Genomic DNA, 23,374 nt, shown 5'->3' on the forward strand with positions numbered 1-23,374 from the left:
GCAGCGGAAAAGCCTATTTTGCCTTGGCCAGCAGGGCGGCGATTTCCTGCTGGCGGCCGCGGTCGGCCAGCTCGCGGCCGGGTCGCGGCGGTGCCGCGCTGGCGCGCGTGAGGTACTGCGCCGCCTCGGCCCGGTGGCCCTGGTCCAGCGCGAACTCGCCGTAGAAGTAATTGGCGTCAATGCCGGTCGGGTTGATCTCGAGCGCCTTGCGCAGCAACTGCTCGGCCTTGTCGTCGTCGCCGAAGCCGACCGGCCAGCCCGGCACCTTGTGGTACAGCGTGCCAAGGCTGGTGTAGGCCGAGCCGTCGAGCGCCGCGGGATCGAGCGCGATGGCCTGTTCGAGATCGCGCCGCGCCGCCTTGGCGATGCCGAGCGCGCCAAGGCCGCCGCGCGCGCCCGCCAGCGTGGAGCGGATGATGCCGGACCAGATCCACGCCTCGGCGCGCTGCGGGTACTGCCGGGTCAGGGCTGCGGCGTCCTCGGTCAGCACGTCGAGCGCCGCCACGCGCGGCTTGTCGCGCAGCTCGTAGTTGGCCACCGCCCAGCGCTGCTGAAGATCAGCTAGCGCGGTGGCAAGGTCGTCGGCGCGCGCGCCGGCTACGTGCAGCAGCAGGCAGGCGGCGGCCAGTGGCCGCATGAAACGCAATCGCAACATGGTTGAATCTCCTCGGTGTCAGTCGGACAGGAAGCGCCGGATGGTCGGCAACTGGCGCCGGATGGCGCGGTCGATCAGCCCCGGCAGCAGCACGTTCAGGCGCGCGAACAGCCGCTCCGGCCGGCCGACGGCCAGATACGGTCGCTCCTCCCGCAGTTGCCGCAGCAGCGCCTGCGCCACCACCTCCGGTGCGTCGGTGGCGTTGCCAAGCGCGCTGTTGAGCGCCATCACGCGCTCGCTGTTGATGGCCGTGGCGGTGGCGCGGGGCGCCAGATACAGCACGCCGACCGCGCTATCCGCGAGTTCCCGGCGCAGCGCCTCGCTGAAGCCGCGCAGGCCGAACTTGCTTGCCGCGTACGCCGCGTAGCCCGGGTAGCCCAGACTGCCGAGCGCGGAGCCGACGTTCACGATCAGCCCGCGCGGCGCGCGACGCAGCGCCGGCAACAGCGCCTGCGTCAGCAGCATGGGCGCCAGCAGGTTGGTGGTGATCTGCTCCTCGACCAGCGCCTGCGGCTGCGTGTCGAAGGCGCCGAATTCGCTGATGCCCGCGTTGTTGATGAGCAGGTCGAGACCCTGCGGCAGCGCCGCGCAGGCATGCTGCACGGCGGCCCGGCCCTCGTCAGTGGTCACGTCCGCCACCAGCGCCTGGTGCTGCGCGCCAAGCTGCGCGACAAGGGCCTGCAACGCCGGCGCGCGGCGGCCCACCAACAGCAGGCGCACGCCGGCGTCGCTGAGCGCCTGCGCCATGGCCGCGCCGATGCCGCCGCTGGCGCCGGTCAGCACGGCGGTCCTGCCGGTCAGCAGCATGGGCTTGCTCCGTCCAGGCTGCGGAAGATGTCGCCGTACAGGCGGTAGAACATGCGCGCCGCGTGCACGATGACGGCCTGCTCGGCCGGCGCGCTGATGCGGTCCATGAGGCCGGCGAACAGGCCGAGGTGCTCCTGGTCCAGCGCGCCGTGCGAGCGCAGGTAGCTGAAGGCCGCATCCGGCAGGTCAAGCGCCTGCTGAATGCCGGCCGCGGCGGTGCTGGCGATGGCCACGCTGGTGCCTTCCAGCACCTGCACCATGCCGAAGAAGCCGAGCGGGTTTACCCGCTGCACGGTGTCGTAGGCGTAGGCCACCATCAGTTCCGTGGCCGGCGCGGGCGTGCTGCGACGCGCGTCGCCACGCGCCACGCCGCAGGCTTCAAGGTCGTCCAGCACCCATTCCTCGTGGCCGGCCTCCTCGGCGATGTACTCGACCACCGCCGTGCGCAGCCAGGCCTTGTCGTCCGGCAGGCGCGCGCCGACCGCCATCAGCAGCGGCACCGTGTGTTTCACGTGGTGGTAGGCCTGCGTGAGGAAGGCCGTGTAGTTGGCCAGGCGGATGTCCCCCCGCGGCGCGCGCTGCAGGATGGGTGCCGCCAGCAGGCCGGCGCGCGCGTCCGCGGTGGCAGCTTGCAGGTGCTGATGGAAGCTCATGCGGGGCAGGACTCCTCGGTGGTCGGGTACAGCGCCAAGATCGTGTCGGAGTAGTGCGCTGCAATCGCAGCGCGGCGCGGGCGGCCGTTGCCGGTGAGCAGGCCGGGCGTCGCCGCGAGCGGTGTCGGCAGGCGCGCCCAGGCGCCGATGCGGGCGTAATCGGGCAGGCTCGCGTTGGCGCGACGTACCCAGGTGTCGATGGCCGCGTCGTCACTTGCGGGCGGCGCGCCCAGCAGCGCCACGCAGAACGGTTGCCCGCTGCCGAACACGACGGCCTCGTGCAGCAGTGGTCCTGCGAGCAGCTCCGCCTCCACCCATTCCGGGCTCACGTTGCGCCCGTAGGCGGTCACGATCAGGTTGTCCCGTCGACCCTGCACGCTGAGATAACCGTCCGCGTCCAGGTGGCCGAGATCGCCGGTGCGGATGCGGGCGGGATGCCAGTCCTGCGGCGCGCCGAGGTAGCCCAGAAAGCCGCTGCCGGTGACCGTGAGCTCGCCGTCCTCGACTGTCACCGTCAGGTGCGGCAGCGGTCGCCCGGCGCTGCCCGGCCGGTCGTCGGCCGGTGTGTTCAGGCTCACCACGGACGCGCACTCGGACAGCCCGTAACCCTCGTATACCGGCAGCCCGCCGCCGCGGGCGGCGGCGATCAGCGCCGGTGCCACGCGTGCGCCGCCGACGGCCACGTAGCGCAGCGTGCGCGGCGGGCGCCAGCCACGGCCGATCGCCGCCACCAGCGCCTGCAGCAGGGCCGGCACCAGGATCAGGCTGTGCGGCTGGTGGTGGTCGATGGCGCCCGTGAGGCGCGCAAGGTCGAGCCCGCTGCTGCCGTGCAGGCCCACCTCGGCCAGCGGCGGCAGCAGCACGCTGCCCTGCGACAGCAGCGGCGTGTACACGCCGCCCACGTTCTCCAACAGCGTGGCGAGTGGCAACAGGCACAGATGGCGCACGCCCGGCAGGTCCAGCACCTGCGCCAGCGAGCGGGCCACGCGCTGCGGGTGACCGGCACTCAGGCACGCGCCCTTGGGCGTGCCGGTGGAGCCCGACGTGAAGGTGATCTTGGCCGTGCCGGTGGGCATGTCGACCGCCGCTGCCGGCAGGCGCCAGAACGGCAGCCCGGCCAGCGTGCCGGCGCTGCGCGCGGCGGCGTCGAGCGGGCTGCCGGGCCAGCGGGGGCCAGGTGCGGCGAGCGCATCGCAGCCGGCCGCCTGCAGGGCGTGCGCCGTTTGCTGCGGCGAAAAGTACTGCGGCAACGGCACCAGGCACACATCCGCCAACTGGCAAGCGAGGTCGATCACCACCCAGGCCGGGCCGTTGTCCGCGCGCAGCGCGAGACACCGCACCCCGGCGCGGCGCAGCGTGTGGGCGGTGTGCTCGGCAGCCGCCGCGAGCGCGCCGGCATCGAGGGCGTGGCGGGCACCGATCAGCACCGAAGCCGCCTCACCGCGGCGCGCGCGCGCATCGAGCGCGTGCCACACCGCGAGCGTCGCGGCGGCGGTCACGGCAGCGCCTGCTGGAGCCGGCCGAGCGCCGACGCGTGAGCCCGCGTCAGCGCCAGCAAACCCGCGTCGGCGCGAATGTGCGCGACGCCAGCGGCCAGATCGCCCGCCATCACCTGCGGCTCGGCCTCGTAGTAACGACCCCAGGTGGCGCGGCCTGCGCCGAGGCGAGACGGGTCAGCGGGGGCCAGGTTTTCGAGCGGAAATCCGAGCCCCTGCACCAGCGCCCGCACCGGGCGCGTGGCGGTGAACACCAGCCAGCGAAAGCCGGCGCCGCGCAGCGCCTCGATCAGCAGCGTGATCAGCAGGTGGCCGCCGCAGCGGCTGGTGGCCGCCAGGCTGCCGATCTCGACCACCTGCGCCCGTTCGACCGGCTGACGCAGACCCGCCGCCACTGTCGTCTCGACCGGCGCGTCGAGGTATTGCTCGAGGAACAGCGGCGCCGGCCCGGCCGGGCGCAGGCCCAGGGCGGCGGCATAGCCGCCAGCGCGCTCGGCCGTCATCAGGTACGGCGGGAAAGCATCGACATGCGCGCCGTGGCAACGCGCGTAGCGGCGGGCGATGTACGCCTCGATGCCGGCGCGCGCCGGCTCGTCGCGGTACAGGCGCACGTCGAACGCGGCGACCGGTGCCTGGATGACGGGAAGTTTGCTGCAGGCTTGCATGGGCGGATGCGCTGGCGGGACTGCTGATGACACGGTGGCCACCCTAGAGCCTTTGGCTTAAGGGTGTCTTAACGCCTGCCGGCGTAGCATTCCGCCACCCTCACCCGCCCCGGGAGCACCCCACGCCGTGTCTTCGCCGCCGCCGAAGCTGCCGTTTTCCGACAAGTACGACCTCGACCACGCCCGTGCCTACGAGGAAAAGCATCGCTCCGGCCTGCGCCGGCGCCTGACCACCTGGCGCGAGATCGCGCTGGCGCGCCGCGCGCTGCGCCTGGCGGGTGATCCGGAGTCGGTGCTCGACATGCCGTGCGGGGCCGGCCGCTTCTGGCCGATGCTGGCGGAGCATCCGACGCGCCGCCTGCGGGCCGGCGATCGCAGCGCGGGCATGCTGGAAACCGCCCGCGCGCACGCCGATCCCGCGCTGCTGACCCGCTTCGACTCGATCGGCGAACTCGACGCCTTCGCGCTCGACCTGCCGGACGGCGCTGTCGAGCACATCCTGTGCATGCGCCTGCTGCACCACATCGCCCGGCCGGAGGATCGCCTGCGCCTGCTCGGTGAGCTGCACCGGGTGGCGCGGCGCGGCGTCACCGTGAGCCTGTGGGTGGACGGCAACCTGCAGGCGCGGCGGCGCCAGCGGCTCGACGCACGCCGCCAGCGCACCGACGTGAACCGCCTAGTGACGCCGCGCGCCACCATCGAGGCCGAGTTCGCGCAGGCCGGCTTTCGCGTGCGCCGGCACTTCGACGTGCTGCCCGGCTGGTCCATGTGGCGGATGTACGTGCTGGACAAGGTCTGAGGGCGCGACCGCCCTGCTACAGTCCCGCCGCCCGCGGCCGATGACCCGTGGGCCATCGGTGACCAAGGGAGGTTTCGGGAATGGGCCGTCTGCTGGGTTTTCTGCTGACCGTCGTGGTTGTGGTGCTGGTCGGGTTTTTCCTGATCTACAACCACCTGGTCACGCGGCGTAACCGCTACCGCAACGCCTACGCGCAGATCGACGTCCAGCTCCTGCGTCGGCACGACCTGGTGCCGAACCTGGTCGAAACCGCCCGCGCCTACCTGCAGCACGAGCGCGCCACGCTGGAGGCGGTGATCGCCGCGCGCACGGCCGCCGTCGCCGCCGGCGAGCAGGCAAGCGCCCGGCCTGGCGATGCCGCCGCGCTGGCCGCGCTCGGGCAGGCCGAGGCCACGCTCGGCGGCGCCCTCGGCCGCCTGCTGGCGGTGGTCGAGCAGTACCCGGATCTGAAGGCCGACGCGACCATGGCGCGGCTTTCTGAGGAACTCGCGTCCACGGAGAACCGCCTGGCCTTCGCCCGGCAGGCCTACAACGACGCCGTGATGCACTACAACACGGCCATCGAGCTGTTCCCGAACACGCTGGTGGCGGGCAGCATGGGCTTTCGCCCCGCGGGCTTTTTCGAGCTCGAAGACTCCGCCGTGCGCGCGCTGCCGAAGGTCAGTTTCTAGGGCAACGCCCGGCCTGACCGCCGCATGGATTTTTTCGGTTACCAGCAGCAGGCGCGTCGTTACAGCGCCCTGCTGGTGGTGCTGTTCGCGCTGGCGGTGCTGGCACTGGTGCTGGCCATCAACGCGCTGGTCGGCTGGCTGCTCGTGCTTGGCGACATCCGCTACGACTATCAGCGCCTCGCCGACGTGCCGCCGGCCGTTTACGGCTGGACCAGCGCCGCCACGCTGGCACTGATCGGCGCCGGCACGTTGCGGCGAATGTGGCAGCTCGGCGAGGGCGGGCCCGTGGTGGCGCGCTTGGCCGGTGCACGCTGGGTGCCGCCCGACACGACCGACCCGGCGCGGCGACGCCTGCTGAACGTGGCAGAAGAAATGGCCGTGGCGAGCGGCCTTGCCATGCCGCGCATCTACGTGATGGACGACGAGCCCGGCGTCAACGCCTTCGCCGCCGGGCACGGCCCGCGCGATGCGGTGGTGGCGGTGACGCGTGGCTGCCTGGAGCGGCTCGACCGCGACCAGTTGCAGGGCGTGGTGGCGCACGAGTTCAGCCACCTGCTGCACGGTGACGGGCCGCTCAACATCCGCCTGCTGGGTCTGTTGCACGGCATCACCGCGCCGGGCGCGCTCGGCATGTGGCTGGTGCGCTCGGCCGTGTCGCCGGGCATCCGGCGCGGCGAGCAGGCGCGCGTTTTTCCTCCGCAGTTGCTGGCGGGGCTCGCGCTGGCGGCGGTGGGTTATCTCGGCGTGCTGCTGGCGCGGCTGATCCGCGCCGCCGTGTCGCGCCAGCGCGAACACCTGGCCGACGCGGCGGGGGTGCAGTTCACGCGCAACCCGCGGGGTCTGGCCGGTGCCCTGCGGCGCATCCGCGAGGAAGCCGGCGGCGCCAGTCTGCGCACCGCCCAGGCGGAAGCCTTCAGCCACATGCTGTTCGCCACCGCGTCGCGGTCGTGGCTGAACCGTCTGCTGGCGACCCACCCGCCGCTCGACGTGCGCATCGGCCGCATCTACCCGCTGTTTGCCCGAAGCCCGGTGTCAGCGCCGCAATCCGCGCCGCCTGTTCCAGAACCGGTGCCCGCGCAAGCGCCTGCCGCGGAACCGCGCGCCGTGCCGGCCGACGCGCTGGCAGGACTTGTGGGCCACACGGATGTGGCGGGGCTTGGCTACGCCGCCGCGTTGCTCGATGCCATTCCGGCGTCGCTGCGGCAGGCGACGCGCAGTGCCGACGCCGCCGGCGCGTTGCTCGGTGGCCTGCTGGCGGCGCCGGGCCTGGATGCGGCTGAGTTCGAGCGCCGGCTGGGCAGTGCGGCGGCGCCGTTCGCCCAGCAGTACGGGCAGGCGGCGCGCCGGCTGGGGCCGCGCGCCCGCCTGCCGCTGATCGATCTCGCGCTGCCGGTGCTGCAGGCGCAGCCGGCCGCGTGGCAGGCCGATCTGCTGCACGCGCTGCACACACTCGCCGGTGATGCGCCGGACACCTGGCCGGTGCTGGCCCTGCTGCGGCACCACCTGGCGCCGGCCGGATCACGCCGCGGCAGCGCGGGCGCCGCGGAAGCCGACCTGCGGCAGGTGCTGCGCACGCTGGCCGACTGTGCCGGTGGCGGTGGTGACGATGCCTACGCCGCCGCCTGCGGCAAGCTCGACCTGCCGGCGATACCGGTCGCGGCCGAGCGCGCCGCCTTCGAGGCCGCCCTGCAGCGGCTCGCGCTGGCACCGCTGGCGCAGCGCCTGGCGCTGCTCGGCGCCGGTGCCGTGGCGGTGGGCCACGACGGCGTGGTGGAGGTAGACGAACTCGAAACGCTGCGCCTGATCGGCGCAGCGCTCGATTGCCCGCTGCCGCCGTTGGCGGGCGCGAGTCCCTGACCTGCCGCTGCGCGGCGGGTGTCTGCGTGCCCGCATCCGCGCCATTCGCGGCGGGGGCGCCGCTCCCACGGCCTTTGCTGCTCCGGTGGCTATTGCTGTGGGAGGCCCGCCCTCGGGCCGAATGTCCTTTCGGCGGGCCGCTTCAACCGTACTTGGCGCGCAGCGCCTTCCAGCGCCGGCCGCACTCGCGCGCGCCCTGGTCGATGTAATCGGGAATGACGTGGTACGGCGGGCGGATGGGGCCCGCCTTGCAGTAGCCCGCCTCGTCGAAGCGAATTTTTTCGAGCTGGATGTTGTAGGACGCGAACTCGGCCATGCCGCCCGGCGGGAAGAAGGTCTGCATGGTGTAGCCGATGTCGGTGTCGATGGCCTTGGCGCGCGCCCAGTCGCCGGCGGCGATGGCGTCCCGCAGCGCGAGCGCCGGTTCCGGCCCCATGCTGGCCTCGGTGGCCCAGAACGCGATGTTGTGCTCGGGCTCGATGCGCGCCATCGCATACGCACCCGCGATGTGCGGCAGGAAACGGATCTTGCCCTGCGTCATGCCGATCAGCGCGCTGATCATCGGGTCCGGGCCGTGCTTGCTGCAGATGACGGTCGGTGCGCGGCGCGCGATCTGTGCCCAGAACGGCGGCGGGAAGGCGAAGCGGAACGCGCCCGGGTTGTCGTAGGCCATGATGGCGAGCTGTGGGAAGGCCGCCGACATGTCGGCGTAGAACTGCACCGCCATGTCGAGCGTGCACGGCTGCCACATGGGCAGGCCGAGCATGGTGCCGTCGGCGCCCAAGTCCTGGATGAAGCGATTGCGGCGCACGATCTCGTGCGTGCCGAGCGCCGTGGTGCCGACGAACAGCGGCACGCGCCGGCGCACCGTCTCGATCACGCACGCCGCGGCCTGTTCCCACTCGGTGTTGGTCAGCGTGGCGCACTCGCCGGTGGTGCCCATCGCCACCATGCCGTCGACGCCGCTTTGCACCAGCGCTTCGGTGAGGCGGGCCAGTTCGTCGAGGTCCACCGTGTCGGTGGCGTCCCAGCGCTCGGCGCCGGTTTTCGACGGCGTCGGCGTGATGGCGTACAGGCCCTTGATGTCGGTGACGCTCAGCATGGTTCGGTCCTCCTAGAATGGGCTGTGGGAGCGGCGCCCCCGCCGCGAATCTTTGTCCCTTCAGTCGAGCAGCGTGCCGTCCAGCTTCACGCCGGCCCATTTCTGCATCACGTCCACCTGCCGCAGCACGTCGGCGCCGTAGCCCTGGTCGCGCACGAACAGTTCGAACAGGTGGAACACGTGGTCCGTGACGACAGCCGGCACGTCCGAGCGGCGCGCGAACTCCGACATGTGCCGCAGGTCCTTGGTCATCAGGCCGAGCTGAAACCCGCCGACCACGCCCGGAGTCAGCGCGAAGTCCGGGTGGCGGCAGAAGAAGTTCATGCCGGTGCCCTTGTCCAGCACCTGCGCCGCCATCTTCACGTCGATGCCGTGCTTGGCGGCGATCAGCAGGCCCTCGATGGCCGCCACGCCGGCCGCCGAACCGACCATGTTGTTGACCATCTTCACGATCTGCCCGGCGCCGAGCGGCCCGACGTGAAACACGAAGCGCGCCATGCGTTCCAGGATCGGCCGCGCCTCGGCCACGTCCGCGTCGCTGCCACCGACGCAGAACGTCAGCGCGCGCTTGGGCAACGCCTTGGCGCCGCCTTCCTCGCCGGTAATGGCGGCATCGACGTAGCGCACGCCGGCTTCGGCGAGTTGGGCGGCGATTTCCTTGGTGCGCTCGGGGTAACCGGACGTCGTGTCGACCACCAGCAGACTGCGCCGGGCGCCCTCGATGAGGCCGCCGGGTTCCAGACACGCCACGGCAACAGCCTCCGACTGCGGCAGCGACAGCAGTATGAGATCGCACTTTTCGGCCACCGCGCGGGCCGAGTTGTGGCCAGTAACGCCTGCCTGTTCGGCCGCCGCCGCGGTGCGGGCGGGGTCGAGATCGTAGGCGTGCACTGTGTAGCCGTCCTCGGCCAGCAGGCGTGCCATGTTGGCGCCGAGGCTGCCGAGACCGATGACACCGAGGTGTTGGCTCATCGCGGGTTTCTCCTAGTTATCGTTGGTGAAGATGGTCGGCTCGGGTCAGTGCCCTCTCCCCTGCCCCTCTCCCGCCCGCGGGAGAGGGGAAAGATCACCTCGTGCCGGCACCACCGATTCTCCCCCTCTCCCGCAGGCGGGAGAGGGTGGCCGAAGGCCGGGAGAGGGCTAGAGCACGCGCGCCGCCGGCCTCAGTACTTGTGCACCACGCCATCCACCACGCGCGCGTACTCGCCGCCCGCCGTGGTGGTGATGGCGAAGTACGACAGCGGCGTCTTGCCGGTATTACGGATGCCGTGCACCTGGTTGCGCGGAATCACCACCGTCTCGCCGGCCTTGATCGGGAACTCGGCGTAGTCCGCCGTGCCGGGCTGGCCCTTCAGGTAATGCCCTTCGCCCTCCACCACCACAAAGCAGTGCGCCGCGTAGGGGTGCGAGTGCGACTCGTTGGCCTGGCCGGGCATGAGATTCCAGGACACGATGCCCAGATCCTCGCCGTCGGCGTACACCGGCACCACGTTTTCCTTCTCGGCCGAATACTTGGCGAACTGCTTCGGGTCGAGCGTGCCGGACGGGAGCGTGTCGGGCGTCAGCATGCCGGGCATCGGTTTCATGGCGGGTCTCCTGCTGCGGGTGAGTCTGTCTGGGCCGCTGCGGCCGCTGGCCGGTCGGTCGTTAGGCGGACTATGATCGGCGCGACCACGGCACCGAACAAGGGGGAGATGCCATGCAACAGCCGCAAGCCGTCCACGGGCCCTGCGTGTGGCGGGGTACCGACTACCGTAATCCCGCCGACTGGGTCTACACGCTGTCCGCACAGGCGCTCGCGGACATCGACCGCGCCGTGCGCCACGCGCGCGAGGCCGGGCTTGGCCTCGACGAAATCACGCCGGCCGAGTTCGACCTGCCGGCGCTGGCGGGCGACCTCGCCACCATGGCCGAGATACTGCACTCAGGCCGCGGCTTCGTGCGCCTGCAGGGCATCGACCGCGCGCGCTACAGCGACGACGAGCTCGGCATCATCCTGTGGGGGCTCGGCACGCATCTGGGCATCGGCGTGTCGCAAAGCCAGCGCGGCGACCGCCTGGGCCACGTGCAGGACCGCGGCGAAGTCGGCCGCTACTACGGCATCGGCGGGCCGATCGAGGTGCACATGGACCCGGTGGACGTGACCGGCCTCATGTGCCTCACGCCCGCCATGCACGGCGGCGCCACGCCGCTGATGAGCTCGTTCGCCGTGCACAACGTGATCCTGGCCGAGCGGCCGGACCTGCTGCCGGTGCTGTACCGCGGCTTTCATTACGGCAGCGAGACGGTCATCAAGGGCGGCCTGCCGATCACGGAGCACCGCATCCCGGTGTTCAACTTCGTGGCCGGCGAGCCGGACTGCTTTTTCCTGCCGGCGGCGATCCGTGGCCCGAACGGGGAGCCGCGCGACGCGCTGCCGGCCATCGAGCGCGAAGCGATCGACCTGCTGCAGGCGGTCGCCGACCGGCCGGACATGAAGATCGACATGCTGATCGACCCGGCGACGGTGCAGTTCATCAACAACCGGGTGATCCTGCACGCGCGCTCGGATTACGCCGACTGGCCGGAACCGGAGCGCAAACGCCACCTGCTGCGCATGTGGGTGATGATGCCGGCGTGGCCAAAGCGCCCGCCCGAAGTGCAGATGCTGCGCAGCACCGACCGCGCCGGCGGCGGCATTGCCAAGGCCGAAGCCTGACGAGAGTCTGTCCGATCGATACGACGGATCAGCGCCCCTGCCAGGTCGGCGGGCGCTTTTCCAGAAACGCCGCGAGACCTTCCTTCTTGTCCGCGGTCTCGCACAGGCCGGCTTGCGCAAACTTTTCCATTGCAAGCCCGGCGGCGAGGCTGCCCTCCATCCCGCTGTGCACCATCGCCTTCATGTAACGCGGCACCAGCGGCGCGAAGCTCGCCAGGTGCTCGGCGAGGCGCTGCACTGTGGGCAGCAGGTCCGCGTCGTCGACGAGACGCGTGACAAGCCCGATGTGCAGCGCGCGCTCGGCGTCGATCGGCTCACCCGTCAGCAGCATGTCGAGCGCCCAGGCGCGGCCGACCAGACGCGGCAACCGCTGCGTGGCGCCGCCGCCCGGGATGATGCCGAGCTTGCCCTCGGGCGTCCCAAAGCGCGCGCGCCGGCCGGCGACGCGCAGGTCGCAGCCGAGCGCAACCTCGAGCCCGCCGCCAAAGCAGATGCCGTTGATGGCAGCGATGGTCGGCTTCGGGCAACGCTCCAGACGCTCTGCCACGCCCTGCACGATCGGTTCGAGCGCGGCGTTGAGGTCGCGCTGCGCGACTTCGGACAGATCCGATCCTGCCGCAAACGCCTTGTCACCGGAACCCGTTATCGCCAGCACGCGCACCGCGGGGTCGCTTGTGGCCGCCGCGATGGCGGCGTGCAGGTCGTCCACCGTGGCCAGTGAGATGGCGTTGAGCTTGTCCGGCCGGTTGATGGTGATCAGCGCCAGCGGGCCGCGGGTTTCGTACAGCAGGTTCGCGAAATGCATGGGGCTCAATCGGTGACGAGACCGTGACGGCGATGCCAGTCGATCAGCGCCTCGTCGGGGTACTCGGGGAAATGGCGGTCGGCGGCGGTCTCGGCGGGCACCGGCACCCAGGCCGGTTTGCTGTCCAGCATGATGTGGCAGCGCTCCGGCGGCGCCGGCAGCGGCGTGTCGATGCAGGACGCGAACGGATGCAGCAGCTCCGGCCAGCGCGGATCCCACACCCACAGCGCGCTGCCGCACTCGCGGCAGAAATGCCGCTCGCCGGGGCTGCGCTCGGTGCGCGCCGGGTGATCCATGAAGGCGCGGTACACGCCCGTGTGCTCGCGGCCATGCACTTCGAGACTGTCCGCCTCGGCGTGCAGGTTGATGGCGAAGCCGCCGCCGCCCTGCGTCTTGCGGCAGATGGAGCAGTAGCAGTGCATGTACGGATAGGGCGCGTGGCTTTGCACGGCAAAGCGCACGGCGCCACAGTGGCAGGATCCTTCGAGCAACATGGCCGGCCTCCGGGCGGGTTGGGCACGGCCACATGGTAGCGCCGCGCGCGAACCGCCCGCCCTGCACGTCGGTCAGAACGCCGCGCCGTACGTGCGCACCCCGGCCAGAAAGTTCAGCACCGCGCGGTTGAAGTCGGCCGGGTTCTCGATCGCCACGTAGTGACCACAGTCCGGCAGCAGCATGGCGTGGCAGTCGGGGTAGTCGGCCTTCCAGTGGGCGATCATTTCCTGGGGGTGCGGGTCCTGCACGCCCATCAGCACGAAGGTGGGGATCCGGTGGCGCGCCAGCGTGTCGGTGATCGCCTGCTTGGCCGCCGGGCGCATCAGCGGGAAGTTCAGGAACGTCAGCGGCGAGGTGTCGGCGTACATCTGCCGGAAGCGCTCCAGGATGGCCGGGCTCGCCATCAGGCGCTCGCCCCAGAAGGTGCGCGTTTCCTTGCGCGCCTCGAATACCGCCAGCATGCCCTCGCGGCGCGCCACGTCGTGCAGGCGCTCGAAACCGGCACGCATCTGCGGCGTCATGCTGTCGAACAGACCCGCGCCCTCGGGGGTGGCCAGCAGGTCGCAGCTCACCGCGGTCAGGCTCTGCACGCGCTCGGGGTGCTTCGCCATGAAGGTGCTGGCCGTGCTCACGCCCCAGTAGGCCTGCCCCAGCACGTGGCAGCGCTCGACGCCCAGGTGGTCGAGCAGCGCCGCCAGGTCCGCCGCCGTGTTCTCGTAGGTGTAGAAGGCCGGCGCCTCGGCCTGCGTGTCCACCTTCGACGAGCGGCCGTGACCGCGCAGGTCGAAGCGGATGGTGCGGTAGTGCTTGCCGAACGCCGGCGCGTTGTCGTCGTAGGCGCTCATGTTGGCGATGACGTTGTGCACCATCACCAGCGTTTCCGGCCCATCGCCGGTCTCGTCGTAATGGATGTCGATGCCGTTCAGGTGGGCGGTGGGCATGGGTCTCCTCCGGGCTGATTTATTGGGATGCGGGCCGGCGGATGGTAGCAGCGCCGCCGCGTGCGCCTGCGCCGGAAAGGGGCCGGCGCGATACCATTCGCGGCCGTTTCACGCGCCTTCGGAAGCCTGCCCCGCCATGATCGACATCAACCCGCAACGCCACGCCCTGAAAGACCTTGCCGCGCGGGTCGACGCGCTACGGGGGTATCTTTGACCTCGATACCAAGGCCGACCGCCTGACCGAAGTCCTGCGGGAACTCGAAGACCCGAAGGCCTGGGACAACCCCGAGCGCGCGCAGGAGCTGAACCGCGAGCGCGCGCGGCTTGAAGAAGTCGTCGGCGGCCTGCGTACGCTCACCCAGGGCATCGCGGACAGCCTGGAACTGGCCGAGCTGATCGAGCTGGAAGACGACGAATCGGCCGTGGACTCGCTCGCCAAAGACGTGGCGGGTCTTGAAGCGCACGTGCAGCGGCTCGAATTCCAGCGCATGTTCGCCGGCGAGGCCGACGCCAACAACGCCTATATCGATGTGCAGGCCGGCTCCGGCGGCACCGAGGCTCAGGACTGGGCCGCCATGCTGCTGCGCATGTACCTGCGCTGGTGTGAGCGCAAGGGCTTCGAGGTGGAAATCACCGAAGAATCCGACGGCGAAGTCGCCGGCATCAAGTCCGCCACCGTGCACGTGCGCGGGCCGTACGCCTACGGGTACCTGCGCACGGAAACCGGCGTGCATCGTCTCGTGCGCAAGTCCCCGTTCGATTCCGGCAACCGCCGGCACACCTCGTTCGCGTCCGTGTACGTGTACCCGGAGGTCGACGAGAACATCGACGTCGACATCAACCCGGCTGATCTGCGGGTGGACACCTACCGCGCGTCCGGCGCCGGCGGCCAGCACGTCAACCGCACCGAGTCCGCCATCCGCATCACGCACGTGCCGACCGGCATCGTGGTGGCCTGCCAGGCGGACCGCTCGCAGCACAAGAACCGCGCCACCGCCATGTCGCAGCTGCGCGCCAAGCTGTACGAGCGGGAGCTGAACGCCCGCCGCGCCGAGGCGCAGGCCGCGGAAGAAGCCAAGTCCGACATCTCCTGGGGCCACCAGATTCGGTCCTACGTGCTGGACCAGTCGCGCATCAAGGACCTGCGCACCGACGTCGAAACCGGCAACACGCAGGCCGTGCTGGACGGTGATCTCGACCCCTTCATCGAAGCCAGCCTCAAGAGCGGCCTGTAAGCCATGCAGCACGACGACGACAACGAACAGATCGCCAACCGCCGCGAGAAGCTGGCCACCTGGCGCCACGCCGGGCAGGCCTACCCCAACGACTTTCGCCGCGACGCGCTCGCCGCGGACCTGCTCGCCGCGCACGCGGACGTGAGCGCCGAGGCGCTGGACGCCACGCCGGTGCCGGTGCGCATCGCCGGCCGCGTCATGACGCGCCGCCTCATGGGCAAGGCGTCCTTCGTGCACCTGCAGGACAGCTCCGGCCGGATGCAGGTGTACGTGCAGCGGGATGTGCTCGGCGAGGCGGCGTACGAGGACTTCAAGCGGCTCGATCTTGGCGACATCGTCGGCGTCACGGGCGCGCTGTTCCGCACCAGGACCGGCGAGCTCACCGTGCGCGCGGACGCCGTGCGCCTGCTGACCAAGTCGCTGCGTCCGCTGCCCGACAAGTGGCACGGCCTGCAGGATGCCGAGCGCCGGCACCGGCAGCGGTATCTGGATCTGATCGTCAACGACGAGGCGCGGCGCACGTTTGCCATCCGCTCGGCGCTGGTCACCGGGCTTCGCGAGTGGTTCGTGGCGGAAGGGTTTCTGGAAGTCGAAACCCCGCTCATGCAGCCTATGCCGGGCGGCGCCGTGGCGCGGCCGTTCGTCACCCACCACAACGCGCTCGACATGACGCTGTACCTGCGCATCGCGCCGGAGCTGTACCTGAAGCGCCTGGTGGTGGGCGGTTTCGAGAAGGTGTTCGAGCTTGGCCGCAACTTCCGCAACGAGGGGCTTTCCACGCGCCACAACCCCGAATTCACCATGCTGGAGTTCTATCAGGCCTACGCGGACTACCGCGACCTGATGGACCACACCGAGCGCCTGCTGCGCGACCTGGCCACGCGCGTGCTGGGCACCACCGCAATCAGCTACCAGGGCCAGCGCATCGACTTCGGCCAGCCCTTTGCCCGTTACACGCTGGCCGAGGCGATCACCGCCTACCTGCCGCAGGCCACGCCCAAGGTGCTGGCGGATCTCGACGCCGCCCGCGCGCTGGCGCTGGAACTCGGCCTGGTAGTCAAGGACGACGACGTGCTGGCCCAGGTGCAACTCGAACTGTTCGAAAAAGTGGTCGAGGAACAGCTCATCCAGCCGACCTTCGTCACCGACTTCCCGGTCGAGGTCTCGCCGCTCGCCCGCCGCCGCGCCGACAACCCCGCGCTCACCGAACGCTTCGAGCTGTTCATCGCCGGCCGGGAACTCGCCAATGGCTTCTCCGAGCTCAACGACCCGGAAGACCAGGCCGCCCGCTTCCTGGAACAGGCCGCCCGCAAGGCCGCCGGCGACGAGGAAGCCATGTACTTCGACGCCGACTACGTGGAAGCGCTGGAGTACGGCCTGCCACCGACCGCCGGCGAGGGCATTGGCGTGGATCGCCTGGCGATGCTGTTCGCGGATGTGACGTCAATTCGCGAGGTGATACTGTTTCCGCACCTGCGGCCGGAGCGTTGATCGGCGCTCCGCCCTAGTCGTGATCCACTTACCAACGCGATAAAATATGACGCCGCAAGATGTTGCTCGCTTCGTGATGCGGCGTGTTTTGCCGTTCAAGGAACGGAAACGGCGAGCGGCCCTCAAGTCCGCTTTGAGTGAATTGGCGCTCCAGACACAAAAAAGCACTACACGTGATTTTGAAGCGTCCACCGTTATTCTAAATATCGCACTTTTCCTTCTCATCACCGAACGCGATATCCAAGCGCTTAAAATCGACGCGCTGACCCACCCCGACAAGTGGCATCGCTCGCTCTGTACCCGCGTTATTTTACTGACAGTTCACGGTCGCGATATAGACAAGGTCGCAGGTCAGAAACTTCGGCAAGCACTCGAAACAATAAAAGCACCTGACGACATGAAGCGAGCTGCGAATGAGTCTTTGCGAACGCTTCGCAGAGTGCAAAAGAAAGCTGAGAGCGACTTCGAATTTCTTCGGAACGCAACGATCGCACACCGCGACCCCGACGCGTTGACTCAGTACCGATCGATACTGCAAATCGACGAAATGAAGGTGCTGAATCTGGCGGCCGAATTCTCCACGGCGGCAACTGCGTTTATCACGCTACTCCCGAACCTTTTTCTTCAATCCGGGACACTTCCCAGCATAGTTAATCAATTCTCGCAACGCGAGAAAAAGAATGCCGCGTCGCGCAGCGAACTATAGGGCGGGCAAAGGAACGCGTGCCCTCGCGACTAATAAACGCTGCCGCACTTCCTGTAGCGCAACAGAATTATCACGCGCAACCGCGTCGGCAAGGCCTTAAGGCCTTGCCCGTCTTACAAGACAGCCGATTCATCTGATATTGGTGACCGAAAAGCGAGCGGGCGCGCAAAGCGAAGCGTACCCACGCGGGCAGGAAGGCGCCACGGAGCCTTACCGGTCACAAGTCGTCGCATTCGCGTGGGCACGGCCTGAGGGCCTTTGCCCACCCTGCCGCGCGCCAATCCAACGCTCACCAAAGCGATTCGCTCACGCCCCCGGCGGCGGCCCCAGCACGGCCGTGTGCAATCCAAACTGACCTTGCCGGCGGTCCTCGAAGTAATGCCGCAGGGTCTCGCGCACGCTGCGGAATGACAGATCCGGCCACGGGATGTCGTCCTCGGCAAACAGGGCAACGTCGAGGCTTTCCTCGCCCGCCGCCCAGCGCGGTTCGCGCAGGTGGGCCAGGTACAGCATGTGCACCTGGCCGATGTGCGGCACGTCGATGAGGCTGAACAGCGGGCCGATGTCGACGTCTATGCAGGCTTCCTCGGCGGCTTCCCGCGCGGCGCCCTCGGCGGTGCCTTCGCCGAGTTCAAGAAAGCCGGCCGGCAGGGTCCAGCGGCCGTAGGCGGGTTCGATGGCGCGGCGGCACAGCAGGATGCGGTCTTCCCACTGCGGGATGCAGCCGACAACCAGACGCGGGTTCTGGTAGTGCACGGTGGCGCACACGCTGCAGACGTGGCGCGGCCGGTTGTCACCGGCCGGCACGCGCAGTTCGACCGCCTGCCCGCATTCGCTGCAATGACGCATGCGGTCAGAACCCCATCAGGTCGCGGTAGCCCTGCCAGAAGCCGCGAATGGAGTTCTCGTCCGTGCCGGAGATGTCGTAGAGATTGTCGGTACCGTAGCCGCCCATCTCGACGAAGGACTGCTCGTTGCTGCCGTCCGACACCGATCGCTGGATGATCTCGCCGGCTTCGGCGTCTTCCATGGCGATGAGGCCGGCCGGGCCCAGCATGTTGGCCTGGCGCTGGCGGTGGGCGCGCATCTCCTCGCTGTCATCGGCGTAGCCGAAGTAGGTCCAGAACAGTTCGAACTGGTCGACGGCCGTCGGGCGAATCTGCCGCACGGCCATGCCGTTCTGGATGTGCTGGAACACGCTGTTCGGGAACAGCGATTCGATGGTGATGCAGATGTCGTCGCCGCGCTCGTTGATGTACTTCAGGAACTGCGGCGACTCCAGCGCGTCCTGCCCGCCCTGGATGGCGCGCGTGGTGTTGGCCTTGTAGGTGTCCATCGTTTCCTTGCCGGACGGCTGCCAGACCGTGAACAGGTTGTGGTAGCGCGCCTCGTTCATCTCGATGGACACCTTCTGCGCCGGCCGGGCGATGCCGAAGGTCGGGTAGAACAGGTGCAGCAGCATGGCGTGGTAGGAGTCGCGCGTGTTCTCGGCGTACAGCTTCCAGTTGGCGTGCACGTACTGGCGGCTGTAGCCGATGACCTCGATCGGCTTGGTCATAACCCGGTCGATGTTGCCGAGCATGGTCTCGCCGAGATACTCCTCAAGGCTCGGCCCGTCCGCGGCGAAGCTCGCGAACACCACGCCGCGGCGGCTCGCCACGCGAAGACGCCTCAGCCCGTGGTCCGCCATGTCGAAGTCGGCCGGGTAGCCGCCCTTGCCGCCGAGGCCCTTGCGAAACGGCACGCCGATCAGCGCGCCGGCGGCGTCGTACGCCCACTGGTGGTACACGCAGGTATGGGTCTGCGTGTTGCCGCGCAGGTCCCGGCACACCAGCGCGCCGCGGTGGGCGCAGCGGTTCACCCAGGCGTGCAGCGCGCCCTGCGAGTCCCGCGTGACCACGACAGGCGTGTCGCCGATGAAGGTGGACACGTAGTCGTGCGGGTTCGGCAGCTCCGCTTCCAGCGCGACGTAGTTCCAGGTCGGGCCGCGGAAGATGCGTTCCTGTTCCAGCGCGTAGATGGCGGGGTCGGTGAACACCGCGTACGGCACGCGGCGCAGGCCAAGTTCAGGCCAGGCGAAAGGAACGGCGGGACGGGTTTGCGGGGCGTTCATTGGTGTGTTTCTCCTCGGGCGGGCGATCGCCCGCACTCTAAGTCGCCGGCACAGGGGCGGCAAGCGCGCCGGGATCGTCGAAGCGATAGCCGAAAAGCGCGATGTCGGCGGCGTAGTGGCGGGCCACGAGTTCGGCCGTGGCGTCGGTGTAGTAGCGTCGGTAGTCGTCGCGCGCCGTGGCCTCGCGCCGGTGCGGCAGCGGCGGCGGGCGCACGCCGATGCGCTGACACGCGTCCGTAAAGTCGGGCGCCAGGCGCTCGTAGCGACCAACGAAATCGACGATCACCCGCCCGTGGCGGTCGGTGAGGTACTCCACCTGCGGGCGGGCGGCAACGTCGAGGTGATACTGCGGCGCGCGCCGGCGGTCGAGCTTCAGGCGCAAAAACGCCTCGAAGTCGGCGCAGCCGGCCACCAGCTGCGGCCGCTCGCGGCGCAGGTGGTGCCAGGAGCTGACCTGCAAGTCCCACGGGTTGCGCACGAAAGCGAACTTGAACAGGCGCTCGTAGAAATCCCGCGGCAGCATCTCCTGCGCGGCGCTGGCCGGCGCGTGGCGCGGGAACTTGATGCCGAGCCGATGCCCGGCGAGCGCGCTCAGACGACTGCACGCCCACAGCACCGGCCGCCAGGGGTCGCGCCGGCGCAGCGGGGCGAGCGCGGCGCGCACGCTGGTGCCGCCGGTCTTGGCGATGTGCACGAACAGGAAGTTGTGGCGGTAGCACAGCAGCATGGGTCAGGTTCCAGGAACGATAGCGGGCAAACCGAGCGCGGCCAGATACGCGGCCGCGGCCACGTCCTGCCGGTACTCGCGCACGGCTTCGCGCAGCCTGCCCGCCGGCAGCGGCGCGTCGAGCGTGGCGGCCATGGCGCTGGCGAGTCGTTCGGCATCGCCCACCGGCACCAGCGGGCCGTAGCGGCCGTCGGCCAAAAGCTCGCGCGGACCGGACAGGCAGTCGGTCGCCACGCACGGCACGCCGAGCGCCAGCGCCTCGGCGAGCGCGTTCGGCGAGCCTTCCCAGCGGGAGCTCAGCACGAACAGCCGCGCCCGACTGAGCCAGGCATAAGGGTTCACGGCAAAGCCCGGCAGCAGCACGCGGTCCGCGATGCCAAGCTCGGTGGCGAGCTCGGCGCACTCGGCCTTGCCGGCGCCCTCGCCGAGCAGCACCAGGCGCGCCGGGCGCTGCCGGCACAACCGCGCAAACGCCCGCAGCAGGGTCGGAAAGTCCTTCTGGCGCGTGAAGCGGCCCATGCCGACGATGACCGGTTCGCCCTCCTCCAGCCACGGATGCGGGCAGGGCGCGGTGGCCAGTTCGGCAAGCCCAGGCGTCACCACCGGGTTGCGGATCACCCTGACCCGTGCCGCCGCCAGGCCAAAGCGCGGCACAAGGTCATCCGCCATGGCCTGCGAGACGGCGATCACGGCATCGGCCCGGCGGTAGAAAAACCCGCGCAGACGATCGCCCGCCGTGCGATCCGGCCCACGCGCACCGCCCAGATGCGTGCCAAGCCGCAGCGCGAGCGGCAACGGGCGGCCGGCCAGCGCGCGCGCCAGCACGGCGACGCGGTTGGCGCGGTCCTTGGCGGCGATGAGGCCGGCCGGTGGCTCGCGGCGCAGGTAGCGCGTGAGTGCCGGCAGCACCGCCCAGGCGTGGCCGCCCGGCAGCGGCACGTGGCGCACGCCGGCCGGCAGCGCGTGCAGGTGCGGGCTGTCGCGGCGGATGGTGAGCAGGTCCACGCCGTAACCCGCCGTGGCAATGCCGGCGGCGAGATTCAGCAGCATGCGCTCGACCCCGCCCGCGCCCGAGAAGGCCGCCAGCAGCGCCACGCGGGGGGCACCGCCGGTCACGCCAGCGCCACCGGGCGCGGCACGCCGAGCGCGTCGAGGTAGGCGCCGGCCGCCGCGTTCACCGCGTAGGGCGCCGCCGCCGTGCGCAGCGCATCGGCCGGCGGCGGGGCGGCCAGCGTCGCTGCCATGGCGCTGCCAAGCCGCTCGGCATCGCCCACCGGCACCAGCGCGCCGAGCCGCCCGCCCTGCAGCAGCTCGCGCGGGCCGCTCGGGCAATCGGTGCTGACCGCCGGCGTGCCGCAGGCCAGCGCCTCGATCAGCGCCACTGGCAGGCCCTCGCAGCGCGAGGCGAGCACGAACAGCGCCGCGCGCGACAGATGCGGGTACGGATTGGCGACGAAGCCCGGCAGCAGCACGTCGGCTTCGAGGCCAAGCGCGCGCACCAGCGCTTCGAGCGCCGCGCGCTGGCGGCCTTCGCCGAGGATCACCAGCCGGCACGGCCGGGCGGCGCGCAGGCGCGCGAAGGCGCGGATCAGCGTCGCGAAGTCCTTACGCGCGCACAGCTCGCCGATGCCAAGCACGGTGGGCGGCGCTGATTCCGGCCAGGTCACGCCCTGCGGCGGCTCCGCGGCGAGCCGCTCGAAACGCCTGCCGAACACCGGGCTTGGCACCACGGCGATGTGTTGCCGCGCGAGCCCGGCGAAGGCGGCCAAATCGTCCGCCGCGCCCTGCGAGGGCACCAGCACGGCCGCCGCACGCGGGTACAGATGGCGCATCGAGGCACGCTGCACGGCGCGCTCCAGCCGGCCGCGGCGGGCGAGGTTCACCGACACGGTAGTGCCGAGGCGCACCGCCACGCGCGTGCGCCCACCGGCGAGTGCCGCCGCCAGCAGCGCCACGCGGTTGACGCGGTCCTTGTCGGTCAGCAACACCGGCGGGCGCACGGCGTTCAGATACCGCACGAGTGCCGGCAGCGCCGTGTTCACATGCCGGGCCGGCAGCAGCACCCGCCGCAGACCGGGCGGCAGCGGGTCGATGTGCGGGCCGTGGCTGCGGATGGCGAGCAGGTCCACGGCAAGGCCCGCCTCGCCCCAGGCCGCGAGCAGGTTGCCCATCACGCGGTCGACGCCGCTGTGGCCGGAGGTGGCGAGCAGCACGGCGACGTCCGGCCGGCGCCTGGTCGTCACGGCAGCAGCCCGAGCGCGGCGAGATATGCCCGCGCGGCGGTGTCGACCCGGTAGGGCGCCATCGCCGCGCGCAGTGTTTCGGCCGGCAACGGCGCATCGAGCGTCACCGCCATCGCCGCGGCGAGTGCCGGCACGTCGCCCACCGGCACCAGCCGGCCCCAGCGGCCGTGGTCCAGGATCTCCCGCGGACCGTGCGGGCAGTCGGTGCTCACCGCCGGCGTGCCGCAGGCCAGCGCCTCGATCAGCACGTTGGGGCCGCCCTCGTAGCGCGAAGACACGACGAACAGCGCCGCCCGCGCCATCCAGGCGGCGGGGTTAGCCGCAAAGCCCGGCAGGGCAACGTCCTGCACCACGCCGAGCTGTTCCGCGAGCGATTGCAGCGCGCCGCGCTGCGGCCCCTCGCCCAGGATGACCAGCCGCGCCGGGCGCTGCCGGCGCAGCGCGGCGAAGGCGTGAACCAGCGTGCCGAAGTCCTTGACCCCGGCCAGCCGGCCGGCGGCGAGCACGACGGGCACGTCTGGCAGCGCAAGCCACGGGTGCGGCGCGGGGGCGGCGGCGAGTCGGTCGAGATCGACCGGGATGGAGGGGTTTTTCAGCGTCGCGAGGCGTTCGGGCGACACGCGGGCAAGGGTGAGCACATCGGTGGCGACGCCGGACGAGATGGCGATCACCTGGTCCGCCTGCCGGTAGGTCTGTCGCAATCGGGCGCGGTGCCACAGGCGACTTGGCCAGTGCCGGCGCGCGAGGCCGTCCGACGGCGGGCTGCCGACCCGAAACGCGATCCGCACCGGCACCGGCACCGCGGCGCGGCGCCGCGCCGCCAGCGCCTGCCGGTTGGCCCATTCGCGGTTGCCGAGCAGCACCGCGGGGCGCTCGCGCTCAAGGTAGTCGGCCAGTCGGGCGACGGCGGCGCGGCCTTGATGCGCGCCGAGCGGCACCACGCGCACCCCCGCATCCAGCAGCGCGAGGTCCGCACTGTCGGCCTGGCTGACGAGCAGGTCGACCGCCACGCCGTGGCAGACGGCGCCGTTGGCAAGGTTGCAGATGACGCGGCCGATGCCGTTCGGGCCACGGTGGGAGCCGTACAGGGCCAGGCGCGGCGCGCGGTCTCGCGGGTCGGTCATCCGCACAATCATGACGGCCCGATGGTGACAGTTTGGTTGCACCCCTCACGCTGTCACGTGGCTGTCATCGCGGCGTCGCCGTGCTGTCGCA

At 70.5% G+C, this 23,374-nt stretch carries 24 protein-coding genes; 7 read left to right on the forward strand and 17 right to left on the reverse strand.

Translation table 11 applies throughout. The annotated features are described in order from the left end of the window. Positions 1–13: 13 nt before the first annotated feature. From AB7F93_RS00910 to AB7F93_RS00930, 5 genes are read right to left on the reverse strand one after another with little or no spacing between them, the layout of a single operon-like run. Entirely contained in the window at positions 14–655 is a 642-nt protein-coding gene (locus tag AB7F93_RS00910) for a tetratricopeptide repeat protein (RefSeq protein WP_428300990.1), read from the reverse strand. 18 nt (positions 656–673) lie between these two features. Beyond that, positions 674–1,462, reverse strand: a complete 789-nt coding sequence (locus AB7F93_RS00915) for an SDR family oxidoreductase (RefSeq protein WP_428300991.1) — start codon at positions 1,460–1,462, stop codon at positions 674–676. Continuing rightward, positions 1,453–2,115, reverse strand: a complete 663-nt coding sequence (locus tag AB7F93_RS00920) for a TenA family transcriptional regulator (protein ID WP_428300992.1) — start codon at positions 2,113–2,115, stop codon at positions 1,453–1,455. The genes AB7F93_RS00915 and AB7F93_RS00920 overlap by 10 nt, the downstream gene beginning before the upstream one ends. Beyond that, positions 2,112–3,590, reverse strand: a complete 1,479-nt coding sequence (locus tag AB7F93_RS00925; RefSeq protein ID WP_428301190.1) for an AMP-binding protein — start codon at positions 3,588–3,590, stop codon at positions 2,112–2,114. Before AB7F93_RS00925 ends, AB7F93_RS00920 begins: the two co-directional genes overlap by 4 nt. A 20-nt stretch (positions 3,591–3,610) precedes the next feature. Further along, positions 3,611–4,276, reverse strand: a complete 666-nt coding sequence (locus AB7F93_RS00930) for a thermostable hemolysin (protein ID WP_428300993.1) — start codon at positions 4,274–4,276, stop codon at positions 3,611–3,613. Between the two features lie 127 nt (positions 4,277–4,403). Between AB7F93_RS00930 and AB7F93_RS00935 the strand changes: the two genes are divergently transcribed. The 3 genes from AB7F93_RS00935 (at position 4,404) to AB7F93_RS00945 (ending at position 7,603) form a co-directional block, all read left to right on the forward strand. Beyond that, positions 4,404–5,075: a class I SAM-dependent methyltransferase gene (locus AB7F93_RS00935; protein ID WP_428300994.1), complete on the forward strand. Its 672-nt coding sequence runs from the start codon at positions 4,404–4,406 to the stop codon at positions 5,073–5,075. An 80-nt stretch (positions 5,076–5,155) separates the two neighbouring features. Then, on the forward strand, positions 5,156–5,746 hold the full coding sequence (locus AB7F93_RS00940; protein WP_428300995.1) for a LemA family protein: 591 nt from the start codon (positions 5,156–5,158) through the stop codon (positions 5,744–5,746). A 24-nt stretch (positions 5,747–5,770) separates the two neighbouring features. After that, complete coding sequence (locus AB7F93_RS00945) at positions 5,771–7,603, forward strand: M48 family metalloprotease (RefSeq protein WP_428300996.1); 1,833 nt, start codon at positions 5,771–5,773, stop codon at positions 7,601–7,603. A 142-nt stretch (positions 7,604–7,745) separates the two neighbouring features. Here the strand turns inward: AB7F93_RS00945 and AB7F93_RS00950 are convergent, their stop codons facing one another. The 3 genes from AB7F93_RS00950 to AB7F93_RS00960 all read right to left on the reverse strand — a co-directional run bounded on the left by AB7F93_RS00950 (position 7,746) and on the right by AB7F93_RS00960 (position 10,291). Then, a complete protein-coding gene (locus AB7F93_RS00950) occupies positions 7,746–8,705 on the reverse strand; it encodes a dihydrodipicolinate synthase family protein (RefSeq protein WP_428300997.1) in 960 nt (319 codons plus the stop codon). A 60-nt stretch (positions 8,706–8,765) separates the two neighbouring features. Beyond that, entirely contained in the window at positions 8,766–9,677 is a 912-nt protein-coding gene (locus AB7F93_RS00955; RefSeq protein ID WP_428300998.1) for an NAD(P)-dependent oxidoreductase, read from the reverse strand. A gap of 191 nt (positions 9,678–9,868) precedes the next feature. Next, the gene (locus AB7F93_RS00960) at positions 9,869–10,291 is read right to left on the reverse strand and encodes a cupin domain-containing protein (RefSeq protein WP_428300999.1); all 423 of its coding nucleotides are present in this window, start codon (positions 10,289–10,291) and stop codon (positions 9,869–9,871) included. A gap of 113 nt (positions 10,292–10,404) precedes the next feature. On the opposite strand from AB7F93_RS00960, the gene AB7F93_RS00965 reads away from it, so the two are divergent. After that, positions 10,405–11,403 (forward strand): TauD/TfdA family dioxygenase, encoded by a 999-nt coding sequence (locus AB7F93_RS00965; RefSeq protein ID WP_428301000.1) that lies wholly within the window; start codon positions 10,405–10,407, stop codon positions 11,401–11,403. A 28-nt stretch (positions 11,404–11,431) separates the two neighbouring features. On the opposite strand, the gene AB7F93_RS00970 is transcribed toward AB7F93_RS00965, so the two are convergent. The 3 genes from AB7F93_RS00970 to AB7F93_RS00980 all read right to left on the reverse strand — a co-directional run bounded on the left by AB7F93_RS00970 (position 11,432) and on the right by AB7F93_RS00980 (position 13,644). Then, a complete protein-coding gene (locus AB7F93_RS00970) occupies positions 11,432–12,208 on the reverse strand; it encodes an enoyl-CoA hydratase/isomerase family protein (protein WP_428301001.1) in 777 nt (258 codons plus the stop codon). Positions 12,209–12,213: 5 nt separating this feature from the next. After that, positions 12,214–12,702 (reverse strand): GFA family protein, encoded by a 489-nt coding sequence (locus AB7F93_RS00975; RefSeq protein WP_428301002.1) that lies wholly within the window; start codon positions 12,700–12,702, stop codon positions 12,214–12,216. Positions 12,703–12,774: 72 nt separating this feature from the next. Then, positions 12,775–13,644, reverse strand: a complete 870-nt coding sequence (locus AB7F93_RS00980; protein WP_428301003.1) for an alpha/beta fold hydrolase — start codon at positions 13,642–13,644, stop codon at positions 12,775–12,777. 136 nt (positions 13,645–13,780) lie between these two features. Between AB7F93_RS00980 and prfB the strand changes: the two genes are divergently transcribed. The 3 genes from prfB (at position 13,781) to AB7F93_RS00995 (ending at position 17,076) form a co-directional block, all read left to right on the forward strand. Next, a protein-coding gene (gene prfB / locus AB7F93_RS00985; RefSeq protein ID WP_428301004.1) for a peptide chain release factor 2 occupies positions 13,781–14,879 on the forward strand; the annotation gives its coding sequence in 2 pieces (ribosomal slippage) (positions 13,781–13,855 and positions 13,857–14,879; 1,098 coding nt in all). Between the two features lie 3 nt (positions 14,880–14,882). Then, positions 14,883–16,370, forward strand: a complete 1,488-nt coding sequence (gene lysS, locus AB7F93_RS00990) for a lysine--tRNA ligase (protein WP_428301005.1) — start codon at positions 14,883–14,885, stop codon at positions 16,368–16,370. Positions 16,371–16,416: 46 nt separating this feature from the next. Further along, the gene (locus AB7F93_RS00995; RefSeq protein ID WP_428301006.1) at positions 16,417–17,076 is read left to right on the forward strand and encodes a hypothetical protein; all 660 of its coding nucleotides are present in this window, start codon (positions 16,417–16,419) and stop codon (positions 17,074–17,076) included. A 306-nt stretch (positions 17,077–17,382) separates the two neighbouring features. Here the strand turns inward: AB7F93_RS00995 and AB7F93_RS01000 are convergent, their stop codons facing one another. The 6 genes from AB7F93_RS01000 to AB7F93_RS01025 are packed head-to-tail and all read right to left on the reverse strand — an operon-like array spanning position 17,383 to position 23,283. Then, on the reverse strand, positions 17,383–17,925 hold the full coding sequence (locus tag AB7F93_RS01000) for an NUDIX hydrolase (protein ID WP_428301007.1): 543 nt from the start codon (positions 17,923–17,925) through the stop codon (positions 17,383–17,385). A 4-nt stretch (positions 17,926–17,929) separates the two neighbouring features. Next, positions 17,930–19,189 (reverse strand): SRPBCC family protein, encoded by a 1,260-nt coding sequence (locus AB7F93_RS01005; RefSeq protein WP_428301008.1) that lies wholly within the window; start codon positions 19,187–19,189, stop codon positions 17,930–17,932. 37 nt (positions 19,190–19,226) lie between these two features. Next, entirely contained in the window at positions 19,227–19,916 is a 690-nt protein-coding gene (locus AB7F93_RS01010) for a sulfotransferase family 2 domain-containing protein (RefSeq protein ID WP_428301009.1), read from the reverse strand. A gap of 3 nt (positions 19,917–19,919) precedes the next feature. Beyond that, positions 19,920–21,032, reverse strand: a complete 1,113-nt coding sequence (locus tag AB7F93_RS01015; RefSeq protein ID WP_428301010.1) for a glycosyltransferase — start codon at positions 21,030–21,032, stop codon at positions 19,920–19,922. Next, entirely contained in the window at positions 21,029–22,159 is a 1,131-nt protein-coding gene (locus AB7F93_RS01020) for a glycosyltransferase (protein ID WP_428301011.1), read from the reverse strand. Before AB7F93_RS01020 ends, AB7F93_RS01015 begins: the two co-directional genes overlap by 4 nt. Continuing rightward, the gene (locus AB7F93_RS01025) at positions 22,156–23,283 is read right to left on the reverse strand and encodes a glycosyltransferase (RefSeq protein WP_428301012.1); all 1,128 of its coding nucleotides are present in this window, start codon (positions 23,281–23,283) and stop codon (positions 22,156–22,158) included. The genes AB7F93_RS01020 and AB7F93_RS01025 overlap by 4 nt, the downstream gene beginning before the upstream one ends. Positions 23,284–23,374 lie beyond the last annotated feature (91 nt).

The sequence above is a fragment of the Immundisolibacter sp. genome (assembly GCF_050250495.1).
In the GTDB taxonomy this organism is placed as follows: Bacteria; Pseudomonadota; Gammaproteobacteria; order Immundisolibacterales; family Immundisolibacteraceae; genus Immundisolibacter.